At 42.8% G+C, this 18267-nt stretch carries 18 protein-coding genes; 10 read left to right on the top strand and 8 right to left on the bottom strand.

All coding sequences use genetic code 11. The features are described from left to right. The first annotated feature begins 388 nt into the window (after positions 1 to 388). Entirely contained in the window at positions 389 to 1750 is a 1362-nt protein-coding gene (locus tag JMY00_RS00850) for a Na+/H+ antiporter NhaC family protein (RefSeq protein WP_240990606.1), read from the top strand. Between the two features lie 98 nt (positions 1751 to 1848). Here JMY00_RS00850 and JMY00_RS00845 read toward each other — a convergent pair whose 3' ends face one another. Both JMY00_RS00845 and JMY00_RS00840 read right to left on the bottom strand, forming a co-directional pair. Beyond that, complete coding sequence (locus tag JMY00_RS00845) at positions 1849 to 2103, bottom strand: hypothetical protein (RefSeq protein WP_201578739.1); 255 nt, start codon at positions 2101 to 2103, stop codon at positions 1849 to 1851. Continuing rightward, positions 2103 to 2843: a 5-formyltetrahydrofolate cyclo-ligase gene (locus JMY00_RS00840; protein ID WP_240990605.1), complete on the bottom strand. Its 741-nt coding sequence runs from the start codon at positions 2841 to 2843 to the stop codon at positions 2103 to 2105. Before JMY00_RS00840 ends, JMY00_RS00845 begins: the two co-directional genes overlap by 1 nt. 212 nt (positions 2844 to 3055) lie before the next feature. Between JMY00_RS00840 and fumC the strand changes: the two genes are divergently transcribed. Continuing rightward, positions 3056 to 4459, top strand: coding sequence for a class II fumarate hydratase (gene fumC, locus JMY00_RS00835; protein ID WP_102092240.1), 1404 nt, complete (start codon positions 3056 to 3058; stop codon positions 4457 to 4459). Between the two features lie 262 nt (positions 4460 to 4721). Then, positions 4722 to 5396, top strand: coding sequence for a tetratricopeptide repeat protein (locus JMY00_RS00830; protein ID WP_201578738.1), 675 nt, complete (start codon positions 4722 to 4724; stop codon positions 5394 to 5396). Between the two features lie 135 nt (positions 5397 to 5531). Here the strand turns inward: JMY00_RS00830 and JMY00_RS00825 are convergent, their stop codons facing one another. The 5 genes from JMY00_RS00825 to JMY00_RS00805 form a co-directional block, all read right to left on the bottom strand. Next, positions 5532 to 5807, bottom strand: coding sequence for a hypothetical protein (locus JMY00_RS00825; protein WP_201578737.1), 276 nt, complete (start codon positions 5805 to 5807; stop codon positions 5532 to 5534). 111 nt (positions 5808 to 5918) lie between these two features. After that, the gene (locus tag JMY00_RS00820) at positions 5919 to 6731 is read right to left on the bottom strand and encodes a MipA/OmpV family protein (protein WP_114700496.1); all 813 of its coding nucleotides are present in this window, start codon (positions 6729 to 6731) and stop codon (positions 5919 to 5921) included. Positions 6732 to 6878: 147 nt separating this feature from the next. Continuing rightward, positions 6879 to 7964: a rhomboid family intramembrane serine protease gene (locus JMY00_RS00815; RefSeq protein WP_201578736.1), complete on the bottom strand. Its 1086-nt coding sequence runs from the start codon at positions 7962 to 7964 to the stop codon at positions 6879 to 6881. Positions 7965 to 8127: 163 nt separating this feature from the next. After that, positions 8128 to 9327 carry an alpha-hydroxy acid oxidase gene (locus tag JMY00_RS00810; protein WP_201578735.1) on the bottom strand — a complete coding sequence of 400 codons (1200 nt, stop codon included), beginning with the start codon at positions 9325 to 9327 and terminating at the stop codon, positions 8128 to 8130. 56 nt (positions 9328 to 9383) lie between these two features. Beyond that, positions 9384 to 9692: a glutaredoxin family protein gene (locus JMY00_RS00805; protein ID WP_201578734.1), complete on the bottom strand. Its 309-nt coding sequence runs from the start codon at positions 9690 to 9692 to the stop codon at positions 9384 to 9386. A gap of 297 nt (positions 9693 to 9989) precedes the next feature. Between JMY00_RS00805 and mtgA the strand changes: the two genes are divergently transcribed. From mtgA to JMY00_RS00775, 6 genes are all read left to right on the top strand, one after another. Further along, a complete protein-coding gene (gene mtgA / locus JMY00_RS00800; protein WP_201578733.1) occupies positions 9990 to 10679 on the top strand; it encodes a monofunctional biosynthetic peptidoglycan transglycosylase in 690 nt (229 codons plus the stop codon). A 185-nt stretch (positions 10680 to 10864) separates the two neighbouring features. Further along, the gene (gene ppk1, locus JMY00_RS00795; RefSeq protein WP_201578814.1) at positions 10865 to 13063 is read left to right on the top strand and encodes a polyphosphate kinase 1; all 2199 of its coding nucleotides are present in this window, start codon (positions 10865 to 10867) and stop codon (positions 13061 to 13063) included. 316 nt (positions 13064 to 13379) lie between these two features. Then, complete coding sequence (locus JMY00_RS00790; RefSeq protein ID WP_185156594.1) at positions 13380 to 13550, top strand: hypothetical protein; 171 nt, start codon at positions 13380 to 13382, stop codon at positions 13548 to 13550. Positions 13551 to 13613: 63 nt separating this feature from the next. Next, complete coding sequence (locus tag JMY00_RS00785; RefSeq protein WP_240990604.1) at positions 13614 to 13871, top strand: hypothetical protein; 258 nt, start codon at positions 13614 to 13616, stop codon at positions 13869 to 13871. Between the two features lie 67 nt (positions 13872 to 13938). Beyond that, positions 13939 to 14265 (top strand): hypothetical protein, encoded by a 327-nt coding sequence (locus tag JMY00_RS00780; RefSeq protein WP_102092250.1) that lies wholly within the window; start codon positions 13939 to 13941, stop codon positions 14263 to 14265. 72 nt (positions 14266 to 14337) lie between these two features. Then, positions 14338 to 14538: a hypothetical protein gene (locus JMY00_RS00775; RefSeq protein WP_102092251.1), complete on the top strand. Its 201-nt coding sequence runs from the start codon at positions 14338 to 14340 to the stop codon at positions 14536 to 14538. Between the two features lie 177 nt (positions 14539 to 14715). Here the strand turns inward: JMY00_RS00775 and JMY00_RS00770 are convergent, their stop codons facing one another. Further along, a complete protein-coding gene (locus JMY00_RS00770; RefSeq protein ID WP_240990603.1) occupies positions 14716 to 15513 on the bottom strand; it encodes a tRNA-(ms[2]io[6]A)-hydroxylase in 798 nt (265 codons plus the stop codon). 551 nt (positions 15514 to 16064) lie between these two features. On the opposite strand from JMY00_RS00770, the gene JMY00_RS00765 reads away from it, so the two are divergent. Continuing rightward, positions 16065 to 18263: a malate synthase G gene (locus JMY00_RS00765; RefSeq protein WP_201578732.1), complete on the top strand. Its 2199-nt coding sequence runs from the start codon at positions 16065 to 16067 to the stop codon at positions 18261 to 18263. Positions 18264 to 18267 lie beyond the last annotated feature (4 nt).

Below are 18267 nucleotides of genomic sequence, written 5' to 3'. Positions count from 1 at the left end.
ATGTTTAGATAAATGGTGCTCAGGAAAAAAATTGCAAGGCTGAATGGTGAAGTCGTTTGCTTATCTTTGTTAAATAGTTGTCTGAGTGCCCAGTTATTAATGCAATCAATGTTACCAATGACATGTCGTCAACGGTATAACTGGTCTATGAAGGATAAAGACAGTCAGAAATTATAGAAGAGGGTTTGAATGTATAGGTGATATTTGGCTACCTGTATTGATGCCTAATCGGTTCTATACGTAGGCTTTATACCCAAAATAAGGTAAACTGGCGCGCGTCTAAAACAGGCTCTCATATTGAGACGTTTTAGACAACAGGGCAATATTCATTAGTTTCAATATTCATAGGTCTCAATAAGACCAAAGTATAAAGAACAAGGGGCAACACATGGCCATCAATGCAGTATTGCTAGCAGTTATTATTATGCTAGGACTGTCACTTTCGCGAGTGCACGTGGTGCTCAGTTTATTAATCGGGGCGCTGGCAGGTGGATTACTAGCAGGGCTTGGTATTACTGATACGCTCAACGCTTTTCAAGAAGGCATCCGTAATGGCGCAGAGATTGCGTTGTCATATGCCTTACTTGGGGCGTTTGCGGTAGCGATTGCTCATTCGGGCCTGCCGCAATCGTTGGCAGGCGCGGTCATCAAGCGTATTGATGCTGCGGGTACGAGTGGCATGATTAAGTACATGCTGTTTGCAGGCCTTATTACCATGAGCTGCTTTAGCCAAAACTTAATCCCTATTCATATTGCCTTTATTCCATTACTGGTACCGCCACTATTATTAGCATTCAATCGAATGCAGATTGATAGACGCCTGATTGCTTGTCTGATTACTTTCGGGCTGGTCACCACCTATATGTTTATTCCTTATGGCTTTGGTGATATCTACCTCAATCAGATTATGCTAAAAAACGTGGGTGAAGCGGGTATCGATGTTGCCAATATTTCTGTGGTGCAAGCCATGGCGATTCCTGCATTGGGTATGCTAATTGGTTTGCTGGTTGCTGTATTTATTAGCTACCGTAAGCCACGTGCGTATCAGCAGATTGCAATAGATCAGCAAGCGCATGATGCAGTAGTAGAAGGCGATGCATTAAGCAAAACTGCCGCTGGCGCACAGTCGCAGAGCAAGCTAAAGACATTGGTTGCTTTGGCAGCTATCGTGACTGCTTTTGTCGTGCAGTTATATACTGATTCGCTACTACTTGGCTCAATGTTTGGCTTTGGTGTCTTTATGGCAACTGGCGTGGTGAAGTGGCGTGATGCTGATGGCGTCTTTAATGATGGTATCAAGCTGATGGCGATGATTGGCTTTATTATGATTACCGCGCAGGGCTTTGCTGAAGTGATGAAAGCCACTGAGCAGATTCAGCCGTTGGTCGATGGCGCAGCATCGCTGTTCGCTGGTAACAAAGCGATGGCCGCATTTATCATGCTATTGATTGGTTTGATTGTGACTATGGGTATCGGCTCGTCATTTTCGACCATTCCTATTTTGGCTGCGATTTATGTGCCGCTGTGTATCTCTTTAGGATTTTCGCCATTGGCTACTGTGGCGATTATCGGTACGGCTGGCGCACTGGGAGATGCAGGTTCGCCTGCGTCAGATTCGACATTGGGGCCAACCTCTGGTCTAAACATCGATGGACAGCATGACCATATCAAAGACAGTGTGGTGCCGACATTCTTGCATTACAACATGCCGCTACTGGCGTTTGGTTGGATTGCCGCGATGGTGCTTTAATAAAGCTTGAACAGTTAGGTTTGGTATAAAAGGCGAGTATAGCTATAAGCTATGCTTGCCTTTTTTAGTTTTTATCGATTACTAAATCGATGCGAGACTCAATAATCTTCATCAAAATCTTTTATCTCACCATTAATACTACTCAAAAACGCATCACTTTGCGCGAGCAAAGCATTTAAGCGATCTTCATTGACGAGCCGTGTCATCTCATCAGAGCTAAACGGTTGTTCTTGACTGTAGTAGTGCAGCTCTCTAGCGTCCTCATTGCCCAGTGTTTGCAAATATTCATCCACACTATCTGCACTGGAATCAGCAGCGCTAGAGTCTTTTTCAAATTGTTTATCGTCTTTCATTAAAACCACCTTATGCCGTTTGGCGTAATTAAACCATCTAATGGCACATCCCACGGTTGACGCGCTAATTGTTCAACCACTTGAAAATCATAGCACCAACCTATCTTTAACGGCCTTGAAGCCCCTGAACGATAACTTTTCCCAAGGGTCGTATCATAGAATCCACCACCCATGCCTATACGGTTACCGTTTAGGTCTACCGCCACGAGTGGACAAATAATCACATCCAATTCCGACGCCCAAAGCAGGGCGCGGCTGTGGTTTTGTTTCATGCCTAATTGGTGAATGCGAGTGGGGATATTGACCAGTTTTGAATGATAAACAGGTACAAAGCGCAGGTGTTTATTATCATTGCCATTGCTAGTACGACCAAGTGAACCAACAACTGGCAAATAAGGTAAATAGCCTAAGCGCTGGCACCAGTCCAATAATGGCTGAGTAGGTAGCTCACCAAATCCATCATAATATAGGCCAATGCGTGCATGTATTGGTAAGCGCTGCTGTAGCTTAGATAGATGTAAGCTTGCAGACTGAGCAAACTGTCTGCGTGCGCCATCAGTTAACTGGCGACGCTGGCGAGTAAAGTGCCGTCTAGGCGGATTGCTGATGACAGGTTCGGATAATTCAGCGTTTTTTGAGTCCGAATTATCTGAATCAAGGTTGTTTGGATCAAAGTTGTTTGGGTTAAGGTTATTTGGCTCAGGTCGTATTGGTTTAGGGTGCATAATTTCAGAGTGCATAGGTATCTTATCCAATGAAGTAACAGATTGGCGATGACAGGCGTTTTTAGGCATTCGTTTTTAGGCATCGCTCAAGGCTATTTGTGAATATTCAACACGCCTTAGTCATGCTATCATAACGCCACTTTACATCGTATTTCCGTTTATGTGCAGCAGCTGTTGCACTTTTTATCGTTCAGTTATCTAACAACAAACCAGTAAAGAGGGTAGTTATGTCGACACAGAATCAGGCAACTCGTACCGAAAAAGACACCATGGGCAACGTAGAAGTCCCAGCTGATGCTTATTGGGGTGCGCAAACTCAGCGTAGCCGCGAAAACTTCAAAATCGGTGGCGAGACTTTGCCGCGTCCAATGATTGAAGCGATGGCACTGGTCAAAAAAGCCGCTGCGATTACCAATGCAAGCCTAGAGCGTATCGAAGGCGATAAGCGTGATCTCATCGTACAAGCCGCTGACGAAATCATCAATGGTGGTCTGGTCGATCAGTTCCCATTGGTTGTATGGCAGACAGGTTCTGGCACCCAGTCAAACATGAACATGAACGAAGTACTCGCCAACCGTGCTAATGAAATCGCTGGTTCTGAGCGTGGCAGCTACACGCCAATTCACCCAAATGACCATGTAAACCATGCACAGTCTACCAACGACAGCTTCCCAACAGCGATTCGTGTGGCTGCTGCGCGTCAAATCAACAGCTTACTGATTCCAGCGGTAAAAGCACTACGCGATACGCTAGCTGCAAAAGCCAAAGAATTTGATAGCATCGTAAAAATCGGTCGTACGCATTTACAAGATGCGACGCCTTTGACCCTAGGCCAAGAGTTCAGCGGCTATGTGAGCCAACTTGACCATTCATTGACTCGTATCGACAACGCGCTACAAGGCCTATATGAATTGCCACTAGGCGGTACTGCGGTTGGTACTGGTCTAAATGCCCACCCTGACTATGCAGTAAAATCAGCTGAGCAATTAGCGACTTTGACTGGCTTGCCATTCGTTACGTCACCAAACAAATTCGAAGCGCTAGCGGCTCGTGATGCAGAAGTATTTGCCTCAGGCGCACTAAAAACACTAGCGGGCAGCCTAAACAAAATCGCTAACGACGTACGTTGGTTGGCATCTGGCCCTCGTTGTGGTCTGGGCGAATTGACGATTCCTGAAAATGAGCCAGGCTCTTCTATCATGCCGGGTAAAGTAAACCCAACGCAGTCAGAAGCAATGACCATGGTTGTCGCTCAGGTCATGGGTAACGACACGACTATCAGCATGGCTGGCGCATCAGGTAACTTTGAGCTAAATGTGTATAAGCCAGTTATCGCGTTTAACTTGTTACAGTCTATCAAACTGCTTGGCGATGCTTGCAACAGCTTCAACGAAAACTGTGCTGTTGGTATCGAGCCAGTAAAAGACAAAATCGATGACTTCCTGCACAACTCATTGATGCTAGTAACGTCATTGAACCGTCATGTTGGTTATGAAAATGCGGCTAAAATTGCTAAGACGGCTTATAAAGAAAACAAAACGTTGAAGCAAGTGGCGGTCGAGCTAGAGCTACTAACTGAAGCGCAGTTCGATGAGTGGGTCATTCCTGCTGATATGGTACATCCTAAGTAAGCAGTAGACCAAATAATGACCTGCTACGGCGTCAGACTCGCTTAACGTACGATAGGTACTATTTGCACTCGTCTTTCTGGTAGCAGCATCATATTTTTTTCACTGAGAATTTAGAAATAAAAAGACCTTGTCGTGTGGCAAGGTTTTTTACTATTTCATATGGTGAGATGCTGGCCTTTACGCTATGATCACTCAACCTCATATCACAATTTCTTTAAATCTTGAGAGATAGATTATGCATTTAAAGCAAAAGTTCACCAGTATGGCAGCAGGTTATTTATGCTTAATAGTCTCTACGGGTATTAGCTGCTCAGTATTAGCAAAGGATGCGATCGTCGACGAAAATTCTGTAGCGAGTAATAAAGGTTATTCACAAGATGATTTTTCTCAAGTATATGATTCAGAGGTTAATACTACGTACAGTGACGAAGAATCCACTAGTGAACTTTTAGAAGCTGCAAATAACGGCAGCGTAGAAGTACAGTATCATCTTGGTGCTATGTATTTTGAAGGACTAGTAGTCGATAAAGACTATGTTGAGGCTAGAAAGTGGTTTTTAAAAGCTGCGAATCAAGGAGATGCAAATGCTCAGTACGTTTTGGCTTCAATATACTGCTCAGGACTAGGTACAGATGTTAATTATATTAAAGCAGCCAAATGGTTTAAAAAATCTGCTGAGCAAGGCAATATTAATGCTCAATTTTTCATAGGTTTACTTTATTTTGAAGGTAAAGGTGTTGAAAAAGACTATCTTGAAGCTTTTAAGTGGTTTGAACTGGCTGCCGATCAAGGTGATGCAAAATCCCAAGTAAATTTAGGCTGGATGTATATGAACGGGTTAGGTGTTGATTTCGATCATATCAAATCATTTAATTGGTACAAAAAAGCTAAAGAACAGGGAGATAACTCATCTCTCCATCCTCTTGGCGTCAGGTAAGTATAACGGGTAAAAGATATAGTAATGTACGACATAGTTTAAAGGTTAACGAACTTAGAAGAGCCATACGTTACTAAGGCGTGTTTCTATTTTAAAAATGGCGATAAACGTTTGGATCAAGAATATGTCCTAGACTCATTTAAATACAATGCTTAATAAGGATTGGAACCAACTATTCGAAACAGAGTCTTTCTCAATTCTATTTTTTTCAGCCATCAATCGTTTTTCTAATTCGTTCGATTCTAACGCTAAAGCGTATTCTTTTGCTGCTTTCATAGCAATTTCAAGACCAGCATAAGGAAAGTCGTATTTTATTTCGCCCAATTGTTTGTATGCAATATTAAAAGCTTCAATACCATACTCTGTGCGGTCAGTCAGCAAGCTAAATTCAAAAATCTGCTCAATAGTCATACAACCTACATCTTATGAGTATTCAAAATAACTTTTTATGGTTTAGCTCATTTTAAAATAAAAAAGCCGAGCAAAATGCTCAGCTTTTTTATATTAAATCTATCGAAAACTCTAGAACTTATAAAGTAAACCAAGTGTCGTCGCTGCTTCAGTACGTGAATCGACCATTGGGCTATCGTACTGCTCATTTGGTACATAGCTCACGCTTTGATTGGCAAATCCTGCCCAGCGCTCATTAAAGTCATAGTTAGCGCTAATGTTGATATACGGATTCAGGCTTGAGTTAGATTTATAAGCGTCAACGCCCGTTTTAGCAGCCTCTTTTTCACTGACACCATAGTAGTATTCATTGTAGTCAGCATCATGATATTCAAAGCCAATACTTGGATAGACCGTTAGCTTGCCTTTAGTGATTCTAGAAAGATAGGTCAAGCGAGCTGTGTTACCACCACTACGATCTAATACATCAGCACCTATCTGCGCGCGGATGCCGCCAATAGCCGTACGACGCTGATAGCTTAGACCTGCTTCTGCTGATGATTTACGCTCATCCAAGCCTTGAAGTGCGCCATTGGCATCATCAGGTTCAAACTCAGAACCCGCAAGCTTGGCATAGGCAGATAACTGATTGACACCATCATTGATCAGATACGCACCAGCTTGCGCACCGCGTACATAGACTTTGTTATTGTCATAAAATGCACCTGGTAGCACGCGCACTTCAGTACTGTCTTCGAGATCATAGGCTGATTTGACTGCCATGACATTGACCCCAACGCTGAGCTCAGCATCTTTGTCAGTCGGCAAATTGTCATTAAAAAGTGCGGCGTTAGACAGGCTAGCCACACTAAATAGTGCAGTAGCTGTGAACGCGCTAAACATAGTACGTGTAGAGATATTAGGTAGCGCTGCAAGTTTTAACATAATTGGATCTCGTAAGTGAGTATAAATAACTGAGTGGTGCGATTAGGCAAAACGTGTTCAAAAGGGCAAGCAGTAAAATGAAACAGTAATGTTGGTCAGTATGCTGTTTTTGGGAGCTATATAGCAATGATAGATAAGTATGAGCATTTACTCAATGGCTTTTAGTACTTGTAGTAATTGTTGATGAATATCTTGCCACCACCAGACAAAAACAATGCCAATAAGTAACATCGCAAGCCATGGTAATAGCTGCCAGATAATAGAAGGTTTTTTAAGTGCTTTGGGTTCAATACTATTATGAGTAGTGCCATTGTTTAACGATGAATTGATAGTATTAACGCTATCGGCACTATTGTTAGCATTTATATCAGACACATTCGTTTCATTGTTAGCAAAAGTGGTATCTTGCTCCTTCGAATCCATCTCAAAATGAGGTGACTGTTCGATAGGAGTGGCGTCATACGAGCTGTGATTATCGTGTTGGTCATGAGATTGGCCACTATACTGACTGTTATATGATGGGTTATCGTGAGCGCTGTATGAATAGTTGGTTTGATAAGTGTTGAATGTGCGCTGCTGCTGAATCGCTGCATTTTGCAGCGCGACTGCTAGACGCTGACGGTAGCCAATGGCAAAAGCCAATGCAATCACTAGTCCTGTGATTGCGCCACCGATATGACCAGCATTATCAATACCCGGTACGGCAAACCCATAGACGAGGTTGATGCCCATAATAAATATCAGGCTTTTAAGATTGAGTACCATGCCATTGACCGATATTTTAAATAGTGCCGCGATTAATAATGCCGCACCAATACCCATGATACCGCCTGATGCGCCAGCTGATAGTCCAGGCTGTCCCGTACCATCCAAGATACTTTGCCACGTCACATAGCTATTGAGCAAGTTACCACCGATTGCTGCCAACAAAAATAACGCCAAAAATTTGGCTGAGCCAAACATCGGCTCGGCAATCTGCCCAAAGAAATACATGGCAAACCCATTAAACAATAAATGCATCAAACCAATGTGCAAAAACGCACTGCTGACCAAGCGCCAAGGATCGTCACCCATAGTAAAAGGTAATGCATTGGCACCCCATTTGAGTAGCGCTTCAGTTGAAGGGTTATTGGCATCGACGCCCGTTAGTATCTGCATAATAAATAGCCCGATAAAGCTGGCTAGTAGCAGGGTAGTGACGGGCGCAGTTTTTAATAGTTGCTGAATAGTCATAAAAGCGAGATATCATCAAAATATTGTATATATAGTATAAAGGGTATGGTCAGATAATGTTATGTATCCGCAGATCATCATGGTACAAGTTTTCATAATCTTTATGACTGATAGCTTTTAAAACTATATAGCTCTTAGAAAAAGTTCTTAAAAATGAATAGCTCTAAAAATTACCAACTTTAAGATTCTCGTAAGTACCTTTTACCAAGATATCATCCGTAACTTTATTGATATCGGTATGACCGCAGAATGCCATTGAGATATCACACTCTTTATAGATGATTTCGAGCGCACGGCGTACCCCATCTTCACCATAAGCGCCCAATCCATAGAGGAAAGCGCGACCAATCATTGTGCCCTTTGCACCCAATGAGATGGCTTTTAGCACATCTTGACCGGAGCGAATACCACTATCTAACCATACCTCGATATCGCTATCCTCAGCATGGACAGCTTGTACGATGTCAGACAGCGCAGAAATAGAAGACAGTGCACCATCCAATTGACGGCCTCCATGGTTTGAGACGACCAGTGCATCGGCACCGCTACGGGCAGCCATGATGGCATCTTCAGGTTCCATGATGCCTTTGATGATAAGCTTGCCGCCCCACATATCTTTGATACGCGCCACATCATCCCAGCTCAAACGTGGATCAAACTGCTCTTCTGTCCATGAGCTCAATGATGACAAGTCTTCAACGCCTTTGGCATGACCGACGATATTGCCAAAGCTACGACGTTTGGTGCCTAGCATATTCATACACCACTGCGGCTTAGTCATTAGATTCATGATGTTGGTAAGTGTCGGTTTAGGCGGTGCAGACAAGCCGTTTTTGATGTCTTTATGACGCTGACCCATGACCTGCAAGTCGGCAGTTAATATTAGGGCTGAACAATTGGCATCTTTGGCCCGTTGAATCAAATTTGCCATATAGTCTTGATCGCGCATGACATATAACTGAAACCAAAACGGTTTGCTGGTATGAGTAGCGATATCTTCGATAGAGCAGATGCTCATGGTCGAGAGCGAGAAGGGCACGCCAAATTTTTCAGCGGCACGCGCGACGTGAATTTCGCCATCTGCCCACATCATGCCAGTGAACCCAGTTGGGGCGATGGCGACGGGCATATTGACGGACTCGCCAATCATTTGTGTCGCTAGACTGCGATTGTCCATATCGACCAATACTCGCTGGCGCAGTTTGATACGGTCAAAGTCCGTTTCATTACTACGATACGTGGTCTCAGTCCATGAGCCTGAATCGACATAGTCATAAAACATACGCGGTACTTTACGCTCAGCGACACGGCGCAGGTCTTCAATCTCTGTTATTTTCTTTAAGACAGGTTTTAAATCTTTCATGATTTCTCACCACTTTATCATCGTAATAGGGCGTCTTTGTTATAGGTCTAATGCTATTAAGCGAGCAGCTGCTGCAAATCCACCACCGAAAACGGATAGTTTAATCGTTTGGATGGCGTCAAAATCACAGGAATAGTGGTGGCAAATTCCATCATAAGCGCCTCATCAAAGTCTGCAATATCGACATATTGGTAACTAATAGGTTGTACGGCCTGAAACTGAGTGATTATTTGCTCAGCGATATCACATAAATGGCAGCCCGAGGTACCGAGTAGCCACCATTGATTGTTATTTTCAGTGCTGTCTAGGCTTGAATTTGCTGCAATAACACGCGCTCGTAACACTTCTATATTATCATCGTGCATGGGTAATCTCTTATCTTCATACTGATTGCAAAGCGCTGATGCTCAGTACGCGCTTATTTAAAATATAAAATACTTTAACGGTCATTACATCATAAAGAAGTGGGGTAAATAATGACAGCGATTGTGAGATTAGGTAAGATGACCTGCTATTGATCGTTATTAATGACTAATGCTCAACGGTCGATGATCGGCTATAAATAGCCCGTTTACAATTATTGATTCTTAGTTGATGTTTTATAGTCATTAATAGAGTATCTATCTTATCTTATTACTTTTTTAACCACTCGGATATCGCGCATGGCAAGTTTTGGCACATTTATCAAACGTCTGTTATTGGCAATTATGCTATTGGTTGTCGCATTCCATATATTGGTCGTCGGGCTATTATTAATTTGGAAAACACAGCCAATTAACAACAGCATGTTTATGTTGACGCATCGCCTAACGGGTGGCACGGTCACTCAGACATGGGCTGAATATGATGCGATTGCCAAGTCTGCCAAGCAAGCGGCGATTGTGAGTGAAGACTCGACGTTTAGTCAGCACAATGGTTTTGACTTTAAAGGTATCAAAGCCGCGCAAAAGAAAAATGAAGAGACAGGCAAAATGTCTGCTGGCGGCTCAACGATTACTCAGCAATTGGCAAAGAACTTGTTCCTCACCTCGCATCGCTCCTATGTGCGTAAAGCTGAAGAGGCTGTCATCACTGTGATGATTGAGACGCTATGGGACAAGCAGCGAATTATGACCGCTTACCTGAATGTGGCGGAGTTTGGTAATGGTATCTATGGTATCGATGCAGCAGCGCATCATTATTTTGATAAGTCTGCGGCTAACCTAAACCGAGATGAGTCAGCACTTCTGATTGCGATGCTTACCAATCCAAAGTACTACGAAGACAATCAAGGCGATAAGCGTTTACGTAACAAGCAACGTATTATCAAAAAACGCATGAAAAATGCCGTATTACCGCAAGCAGCTTCGTAAATATAAAACATTAAGGGTGGGTTAGATTATAGGATCGAATGTTGTAGGCTCGGCTATTTCGAATAAAACTAGGGCATGCCCTAGAAAAGACAGAACGATAAAAGATGATGGCGTATCGATAACGCAAAAGGAGTAGTGACGTGGTAGAGATGACTAGTAATCAGGGCAGTGGTGATGTTAAAGATATGATTGACGTTAATAATGTTGAAGATGGCGCTAATGACAATATTGATAAAGACATTAGTGTAGATAATAGCCCAAATAACTTGGCAGAAATCGAATGGCAACGCTCAGCAGATGGCAGCTATTCACCGAGCAGTTATATCAATCGTGATTTGTCTTTATTACAGTTTCATCTGCGAGTATTGGCGCAGGCATCTAGTTCGCGTCACCCACTGCTTGAACGCTTATTTTTCTTGATTATTTTTTCATCCAACCTTGATGAGTTTTTTGAGATTCGTGTCGCTGGCATCATGCAAAAGCTCAACATCGGTGATGTATCGACCAGTGCTCATGGCATGCGTCCTAGCGAAGTGCTAAACGAGATATCTATCATTACTCATGCCGCAATCAGTGAGCAGTACCGTATTCTCAATGAGGATATCCTGCCAGCACTTGCGCTTGAAGATATTCGCTATCTCAAACGTGATGAGCTAAACGCTGAGCAGTCTGCATGGATGAAGCGTTATTTTACGGAGCAAGTCGTACCTGTATTGACACCGATTAGCATTGATCCGGCGCATCCATTCCCACGTCTCGTAAATAAAAGCTTAAACTTTATCGCTACCTTGGAAGGTAAAGACGCCTTTGGACGCGATATCAACTTAGCGATTGTGCCTGCGCCGCGCAGTCTGCCGCGCGTGATTCGTCTGCCAGATGAGCTAACTGGTGGCAAAGAGCATCATGTGATGCTATCCGCTATCATTCATGAGCATATCGGTGAGCTATTCCCTGGAATGAGTGTGACAGGTTGTCACCAATTTAGGCTGACACGTAATGCCGATTTAGATTTGGCCGATGATGTCGAGGATATTGCCAAAGCACTAGAAGGCGAGCTTGAAAACCGCCGCTTCGGTGATAAAGTGCGCCTTGAGGTCACAACCGATTGCCCAACGCATATCAGTGAGTATCTGCTCAATGAGTTTGAGTTGCATGACAATCAGCTATACCGTGTCAATGGCCCAGTCAATCTAACGCGCTTGCTATTTGACTTTAATATTCCTGCGCTGCGCTATCAGCCATTTACTCATGTCGTGCCAAAGGCATTTCGCCGAGAAATGGATAAGTCAGATAAATCGACCAGTATGTTTGCTGCCATGCGTAAAAGCGATGTGTTGGTTCATCATCCTTTTCATGCCTTTTCTCCGATTATTAATTTACTTTGGCAAGCAGCCAGCGATCCTAAAGTATTGGCGATTAAACAAACGCTATATCGCTCAGGTACCAATTCAGAAATTGTCAAAGCACTTGCAGCCGCTGCTCGTAATGGCAAAGAAGTCACGGCTGTTATCGAGCTGCGTGCGCGTTTTGATGAAGCGTCTAATATCGCAGTTGCCAACTATCTACAAGAAGCAGGCGCGGTCGTGGTCTACGGTATCGTCGGTTACAAGACCCATGCCAAGCTCATGCTCATCGTGCGCCGCGAGGACGACCGAATCCGCCGTTATGTCCATTTGGGTACGGGTAACTATCACGCGGCAAATGCTAAGGTCTATACGGACTATGGTCTGTTTAGCGCTGATCCTGATATTTCAGAAGATGTTCACAAAATATTCCAAGAGCTAACCGGCATGGGCAAGCCTGCCAACCTCAAAAAACTGCTACATGCACCGTTTACTTTGCATGAGAAGTTGATGAGCTTTATCGATGATGAAATTGCTCATGCCAAAGCGGGCAAACGTTCTCATATTATTATCAAAGCCAATGCGCTCACTGAGCGCCGCCTCATTGATAAGTTATACGATGCTTCGCAAGCAGGCGTTAAGGTTGAGCTGATTCTACGGTCTATGTGTTGTCTACGTCCACAAGTAAAAGGACTCTCCGAAAACATTACTGTGCGCTCTGTTATCGGTCGGTTTTTGGAGCATACGCGCGTTTATTATTTTTATAACGATGGTGATGAGCGTCTATACTGCGGTAGTGCAGACTGGATGGATCGTAACCTATTCCATCGTGTAGAAGTGGCGTTCCCGATTGAGAATAAAAAGCTATTTAAGCAGATTTATCAGGATGGCTTAATTAGCTACTTACAGGATAATACGCAAGCGTGGACACTTGATGGCACTGGCGTTTGGCAGCAGCTACAGCCAGCAGCAGGTGAGGAGCCACATGTCGCACAAGAGCATTTACTAAAAACAATTAATCGTGTCGAGGAATCTAGCTAATCCGTAAAAGCACCTTTAGGTGATAATCAACTATTCGATTATCTATCTAACCAAGCACTGGTAAATACTGGTGCTTGGTTTTTTTGTGCTTACCAATTGCAAAAGTTACAAACTGACTTGCAACCTCACAATTATTCACATATTGATACGGCAGTACACTGGTGCATTACCCAAGGTCATACCTATAATTAATATCAATTATGACGCTACTTGATAAGTATTGGTTACTCATTTGGGCGTTAGTATAAGTTCAAAATGTATATCTATTTGACTGTCTAAAGCCGTCTAATCAAATCACAAGAATAGGAAATAAACCATGAGTACTACTAACGATGACAATTCAGATATCAAGCAAGCCGCAGAGCAGGTAAATGGTCAGGAAGTTGAGAAAAACTTAGCAGAGAATAAAAAAGTCGACGCCCCTGAATCATTAAGTGAAGAAGAGCAAACGCCTTTTATCGATGATGATCTACGTACTGATAAGTAATCTATAACATCGAACATCGACCCAATAATTAATAATAACCAATAATAAAGCGAGGGACGCGCCATGACTATGCAAGAACCAGTAGTAACAGACACAGAAAAAAAAGTAATCGTGGGTGACCCTGCTGCTAACGAATTAGAAAACCCTAAAGATAGCTACGCAGGGCGCAAGCACAAGCCTGAAATCGATGGCCCTGAGCAAGACTCACAAGAGACCGACGAAGTTTATGCCGATCCACGTAAAGAAGAAGACCTTCCAGCAGGTGGCAAGAACGCAGCAGAACTAAGTGCCTACGACTTGAGCCAAAAAGGTAATGAGTAAAGGACTATAGATAACAGCGGGCTAACTAAATCTACAAAATTATAAATATAAAAAAGAGGATATGATAATGCAAGCCAAAGACTCAGCAATAGACAAGACAAAGGTACTAGGATCTGACGATCATAGTGCAATTGAAAGAAATACTACTGAGAACAAAGGGACTGATACTTTTGATGAATCTGTGGTCGACTCAGAACACGTAAATGATAATGACAATCCAGCGCGCCAACCAGATCGCCGTGATCAAGAGGGCAGTACCGCGTTTGATGACAATATCAATGAAGATACTGTCGGTAGTGCAGCACCGAAGAGTGAAGGTATTAATGATCTAAATCGTTATGCCAATATCGATAACGCACAGACTCGTATTTTAAATCCTGATGAGAAAGATTAAACAGGAGTAAATTTCGAAAGGTATATAGTGTTCCTTGGGTTAGACGAGTAATTATTATAGTAGGGAGTACCAATGAATAACTCAAATAATGAAAGCGTCAATAGTGATCATAACTTAAAAGATGCAGATGACAATAATGGTATTGTCCCTGATGATGCATTACAAAAAGCAAATCCAGCCGCAGCAGAAAAAGCTACGGAAGATCATGATCCGCATAATGTCGCTAAAAGTAATAAACAGTATGACAGTCCATTGATGGAAGATAAAAAGTAAAAACTCACTACATCAATAGCTATTAGTATTTGTACATAAATACGCATTTGTATATAAATAGAAAGGCACTGTGTTTGGTAAGAGTATACAACTCGTATCAAATACAGTGCCTTTTTGCTTACTATGTTTTTACTTTCTACATTATATAGGTAGACATATTTAGGTAAGGCGTGGGTTTTAAGCAGGTGTACCACTATGAAAGCGTAGCTCAGCATCTGGGCTACTTATTAATTCAGCCTCTACTTCCTTAAAGAAAGCAACTCGCTCATCGATATTCTCATCTGATAATGATTGAGCGAGTGCAAGATAATCTTCAAAATGACGGCTCTCTGACTTGAGTAGATAACGATAATACTTCGCTAAGCGTTCATCATTGATGACCTCGGCCAACGCTGCAAAACGCTCACAAGAGCGCGCCTCAATAAATGCCCCAATTATTAATACATCAACCATCGCTGCTGGCTCGTAAGTGCGTTTATGCTTCAACATACCTTTAGCATAGCGTCCAGCACTTAGATATTTCCATTCCTGCCCACGCTCATTCATGATACCCAGTACTTGCTCGTAGTGCAGCATCTCTTCTCGTATCAGCTGTGCAAGTTTACGCTGCAAGTCATACGAGAACTCATAACGAAATATCAAATTCATCGCAGTACCAGCGGCCTTTTTTTCGCAGTTGGCATGGTCTTGAATGATCATAGGTAGGTTTTCAATCGCGGCATTTACCCAAGCTTGCGTGGTTCGAGCACCTAAAAAGTTATAAACAGGAGATAGGTCTACCTCTATAGGAGTGCGCAGATGCGTAATATCGATGCTATCTTCTTCAGGCAGCTCTTTTTCGATTAGATCTGCTTCAGCACTATTATTTACAGTTTGCGAGATGTTTTCTTCGACAGACTTTTTCTCAATGTCCTTGTCATCTATAGTATTTGCTGTTGATTGTAATATTGCGAGGTCTTGTTGATTGATAGTCATAGTCTAAGAAAGCTTTATTTATGAATGGTAATACTAGTAATTATATCGTTAGTTTGGCCTAGATACGATGCTAAATATCTGACAGTCATCAATAGGTGTTTATTAATAGATAACGGTTAAGCATAATTAAAGGTATTAATGATTACTTACTGTTTATATTAACGTTGCTGCACCTATTTCCCAGATGATGATTTTAGCTCCTAGAGTAGGCCACTTATACACTATCATTATTAAACAGCCTAAGTATTTACTTAGTAAATGGTGTTTCCTTGTTAATTTTATTATTTGATAGTAGGATGAGATTTTGCTCTTTAAGCATTTTGTTTTACTTTTATGATTCGCTCTTAGTAAAGATTAAGTCTAATATTAATAGGTCACCTTTTATTAGAACATAAAAATTGTAGATATATCTCCTCAGAAAAATTAGAGAATCAAAGATTCCACAACGAATGAAATATGAACGTTTAAAACCTCACAAGATTAAAAAATCTTAAACAGTTACTGTCACAACTCAGTATTAGTACCCCTCACGAACAGATAAGGATAACAATATGAGCCAGTCTTCTAACACCAATCGTATTCAAAAAGGCAGTCTTGCCATCGATCAGCAGTTATATGACTTTATTGAAAACGAAGTACTACCGAAAGTCGGTGTGGATTCAGACGATTATTGGTCAGGTTTTGAAAAGGTTATTAAAGAATTTACCCCGCGCAATAAAGCGCTATTGGAAACTCGTGACAAGATTCAAGCACAGATTGACCAGTGGCACCTAGATAATCCTGCAAAAGATGGCGAAATCGACTATCCAGCTTATAAGACATTCCTACAAGAAATTGGTTATTTGCTACCTGAAGGCGAAGCATTTACGGTTGATACCAAAAACGTCGATGATGAAATCGCGCACATCGCAGGGCCGCAGCTAGTCGTACCAGTTCGTAATGCTCGTTATGCGCTTAATGCGACCAACGCACGATGGGGTAGTTTATACGATGCTTTGTATGGCACCGATGTTATCAGCAGTGATAATGGCCAAGAAGCGGGTGGTAGCTATAATCCTACTCGCGGCGCTGCTGTTGTCGCTTACGCTAAAGCGTTCTTAGATGAGCACTTCACACTAGCATCAGGTTCTTACAATGATGTGACTGGCTTTAAGGTAGTCGATGGCAAGCTAGAAGTCGTACAAGGTGATAGCAGTACTGAGCTAAAAGATACGGCTAAGTTTGTCGGTTTTGTCGGTGACGCTGAAGCTCCTACAGGTGTGCTGTTAAAGAACAACGGCTTGCATGCTGAGATTCAAATCGACAGTAGTCATCCAGTGGGTAAAGACGATCCAGCAAACATCAAGGACGTACTGCTTGAGTCGGCCATGACAGCCATTCAGGATTGTGAAGATTCAGTCGCTGCTGTAGATGCAGAAGAAAAAGTCGAAGTTTATCGTAATTGGCTTGGCTTGATGAATAGCGACCTACAAGAAACCTTTGAAAAAGGCGGCAAAACGCGTACACGTAAGCAAAACCCAGATCGTGAATATAACACGCCAGATGGTGGCAAGCTGATCTTGCCAGGTCGTTCGCTATTATTGATTCGTAACGTCGGTCACTTGATGCAGAACCCTGCCATCTTAGTCGATTTGGGCGAGGGCCAAGAGCAAATATTTGAAGGCTTAATGGATGGTTTAATCACGCCACTATTATCACTTAATGATATTAAAGGCAAAAACGAGCTATCAAACTCACGTCAAGGCTCAATGTATATCGTGAAGCCAAAAATGCATGGCCCTGAAGAAGTGAAAATGGCCAATGACTTATTTAATGCGTCAGAAGACCTGTTAGGTCTAGAGCGCAATACGCTCAAAATCGGCATCATGGATGAAGAGCGCCGTATGACGGTTAACTTAAAAGAAGCAATCCGCCAAGCCAAAGAGCGCGTTATCTTCATTAACACAGGTTTCTTAGACCGTACGGGTGATGAGATGCATACCAGCATGAATGCAGGTCCGTTCGTACCAAAAGGCGAGATGAAGTCACAAGCATGGCAGCCTGCTTACGAGCAGTGGAACGTCGATATCGGTCTAGAGACAGGCCTACAAGGTCGTGCGCAAATCGGTAAAGGTATGTGGGCTAAGCCTGATGAAATGAAAGAGATGATGGATACTAAGGCTGCTCATCCTAAATCTGGCGCTAGCACTGCGTGGGTACCATCACCAACGGGCGCTACCTTGCATAGCATACACTACCATCAAGTAAGCGTAGCTGATGTACAGGACACGCTAAAATCACGCGAGCGTGCTAGCTTGGATGACATCTTGACCATCCCATTAGCAAAAAATACCGACTGGACTGACGAAGAAAAGCAGAAGGAGCTTGAAAACAATGCTCAAGGTATCTTGGGTTATGTCGTACGCTGGGTAAATCAAGGCGTTGGTTGCTCTAAGGTACCTGATATCAATGATGTAGGTCTCATGGAAGATCGTGCTACTTTACGTATCTCAAGCCAACATATTGCTAACTGGTTGCATCATGGCGTGGTTAGTGAGCAGCAAGTGATGGATACGATGAAACGCATGGCCAAGGTCGTCGATGAGCAAAATGCAGGCGATGATGACTATCAATCAATGGCAGATAACTTCGATAGCTCTTATGCATTCAAAGCCGCCTGTGATTTAGTCTTCAAAGGCCGCGCACAGCCTAGTGGTTATACTGAGCCATTGTTGCATCAAGCACGTTTGGATCTTAAAGCAAACGCTTAGAACA

Source organism: Psychrobacter sp. Pi2-52, assembly GCF_904846705.1.
Taxonomy (GTDB): Bacteria; Pseudomonadota; Gammaproteobacteria; order Pseudomonadales; family Moraxellaceae; genus Psychrobacter.
The sequence above is the reverse complement of the archived record's forward strand: the minus strand, read 5'-3'. Positions and strand labels throughout refer to the sequence as shown.

Excerpts from the sequence above, each read along its gene's own strand:
- JMY00_RS00825 (WP_201578737.1), bottom strand. The coding sequence starts at position 5,807 with ATGACTATTGAGCAGATTTTTGAATTTAGCTTGCTGACTGACCGCACA.
- JMY00_RS00765 (WP_201578732.1), top strand. The coding sequence starts at position 16,065 with ATGAGCCAGTCTTCTAACACCAATCGTATTCAAAAAGGCAGTCTTGCC.
- JMY00_RS00780 (WP_102092250.1), top strand. The coding sequence starts at position 13,939 with ATGCAAGCCAAAGACTCAGCAATAGACAAGACAAAGGTACTAGGATCT.
- JMY00_RS00820 (WP_114700496.1), bottom strand. The coding sequence starts at position 6,731 with ATGTTAAAACTTGCAGCGCTACCTAATATCTCTACACGTACTATGTTT.
- JMY00_RS00830 (WP_201578738.1), top strand. The coding sequence starts at position 4,722 with ATGGCAGCAGGTTATTTATGCTTAATAGTCTCTACGGGTATTAGCTGC.
- JMY00_RS00790 (WP_185156594.1), top strand. The coding sequence starts at position 13,380 with ATGAGTACTACTAACGATGACAATTCAGATATCAAGCAAGCCGCAGAG.
- JMY00_RS00805 (WP_201578734.1), bottom strand. The coding sequence starts at position 9,692 with ATGCACGATGATAATATAGAAGTGTTACGAGCGCGTGTTATTGCAGCA.
- JMY00_RS00810 (WP_201578735.1), bottom strand. The coding sequence starts at position 9,327 with ATGAAAGATTTAAAACCTGTCTTAAAGAAAATAACAGAGATTGAAGAC.
- JMY00_RS00845 (WP_201578739.1), bottom strand. The coding sequence starts at position 2,103 with ATGAAAGACGATAAACAATTTGAAAAAGACTCTAGCGCTGCTGATTCC.
- JMY00_RS00815 (WP_201578736.1), bottom strand. The coding sequence starts at position 7,964 with ATGACTATTCAGCAACTATTAAAAACTGCGCCCGTCACTACCCTGCTA.
- JMY00_RS00850 (WP_240990606.1), top strand. The coding sequence starts at position 389 with ATGGCCATCAATGCAGTATTGCTAGCAGTTATTATTATGCTAGGACTG.
- JMY00_RS00770 (WP_240990603.1), bottom strand. The coding sequence starts at position 15,513 with ATGACTATCAATCAACAAGACCTCGCAATATTACAATCAACAGCAAAT.
- mtgA (WP_201578733.1), top strand. The coding sequence starts at position 9,990 with ATGGCAAGTTTTGGCACATTTATCAAACGTCTGTTATTGGCAATTATG.
- JMY00_RS00785 (WP_240990604.1), top strand. The coding sequence starts at position 13,614 with ATGACTATGCAAGAACCAGTAGTAACAGACACAGAAAAAAAAGTAATC.
- fumC (WP_102092240.1), top strand. The coding sequence starts at position 3,056 with ATGTCGACACAGAATCAGGCAACTCGTACCGAAAAAGACACCATGGGC.
- ppk1 (WP_201578814.1), top strand. The coding sequence starts at position 10,865 with ATGATTGACGTTAATAATGTTGAAGATGGCGCTAATGACAATATTGAT.
- JMY00_RS00775 (WP_102092251.1), top strand. The coding sequence starts at position 14,338 with ATGAATAACTCAAATAATGAAAGCGTCAATAGTGATCATAACTTAAAA.
- JMY00_RS00840 (WP_240990605.1), bottom strand. The coding sequence starts at position 2,843 with ATGCACTCTGAAATTATGCACCCTAAACCAATACGACCTGAGCCAAAT.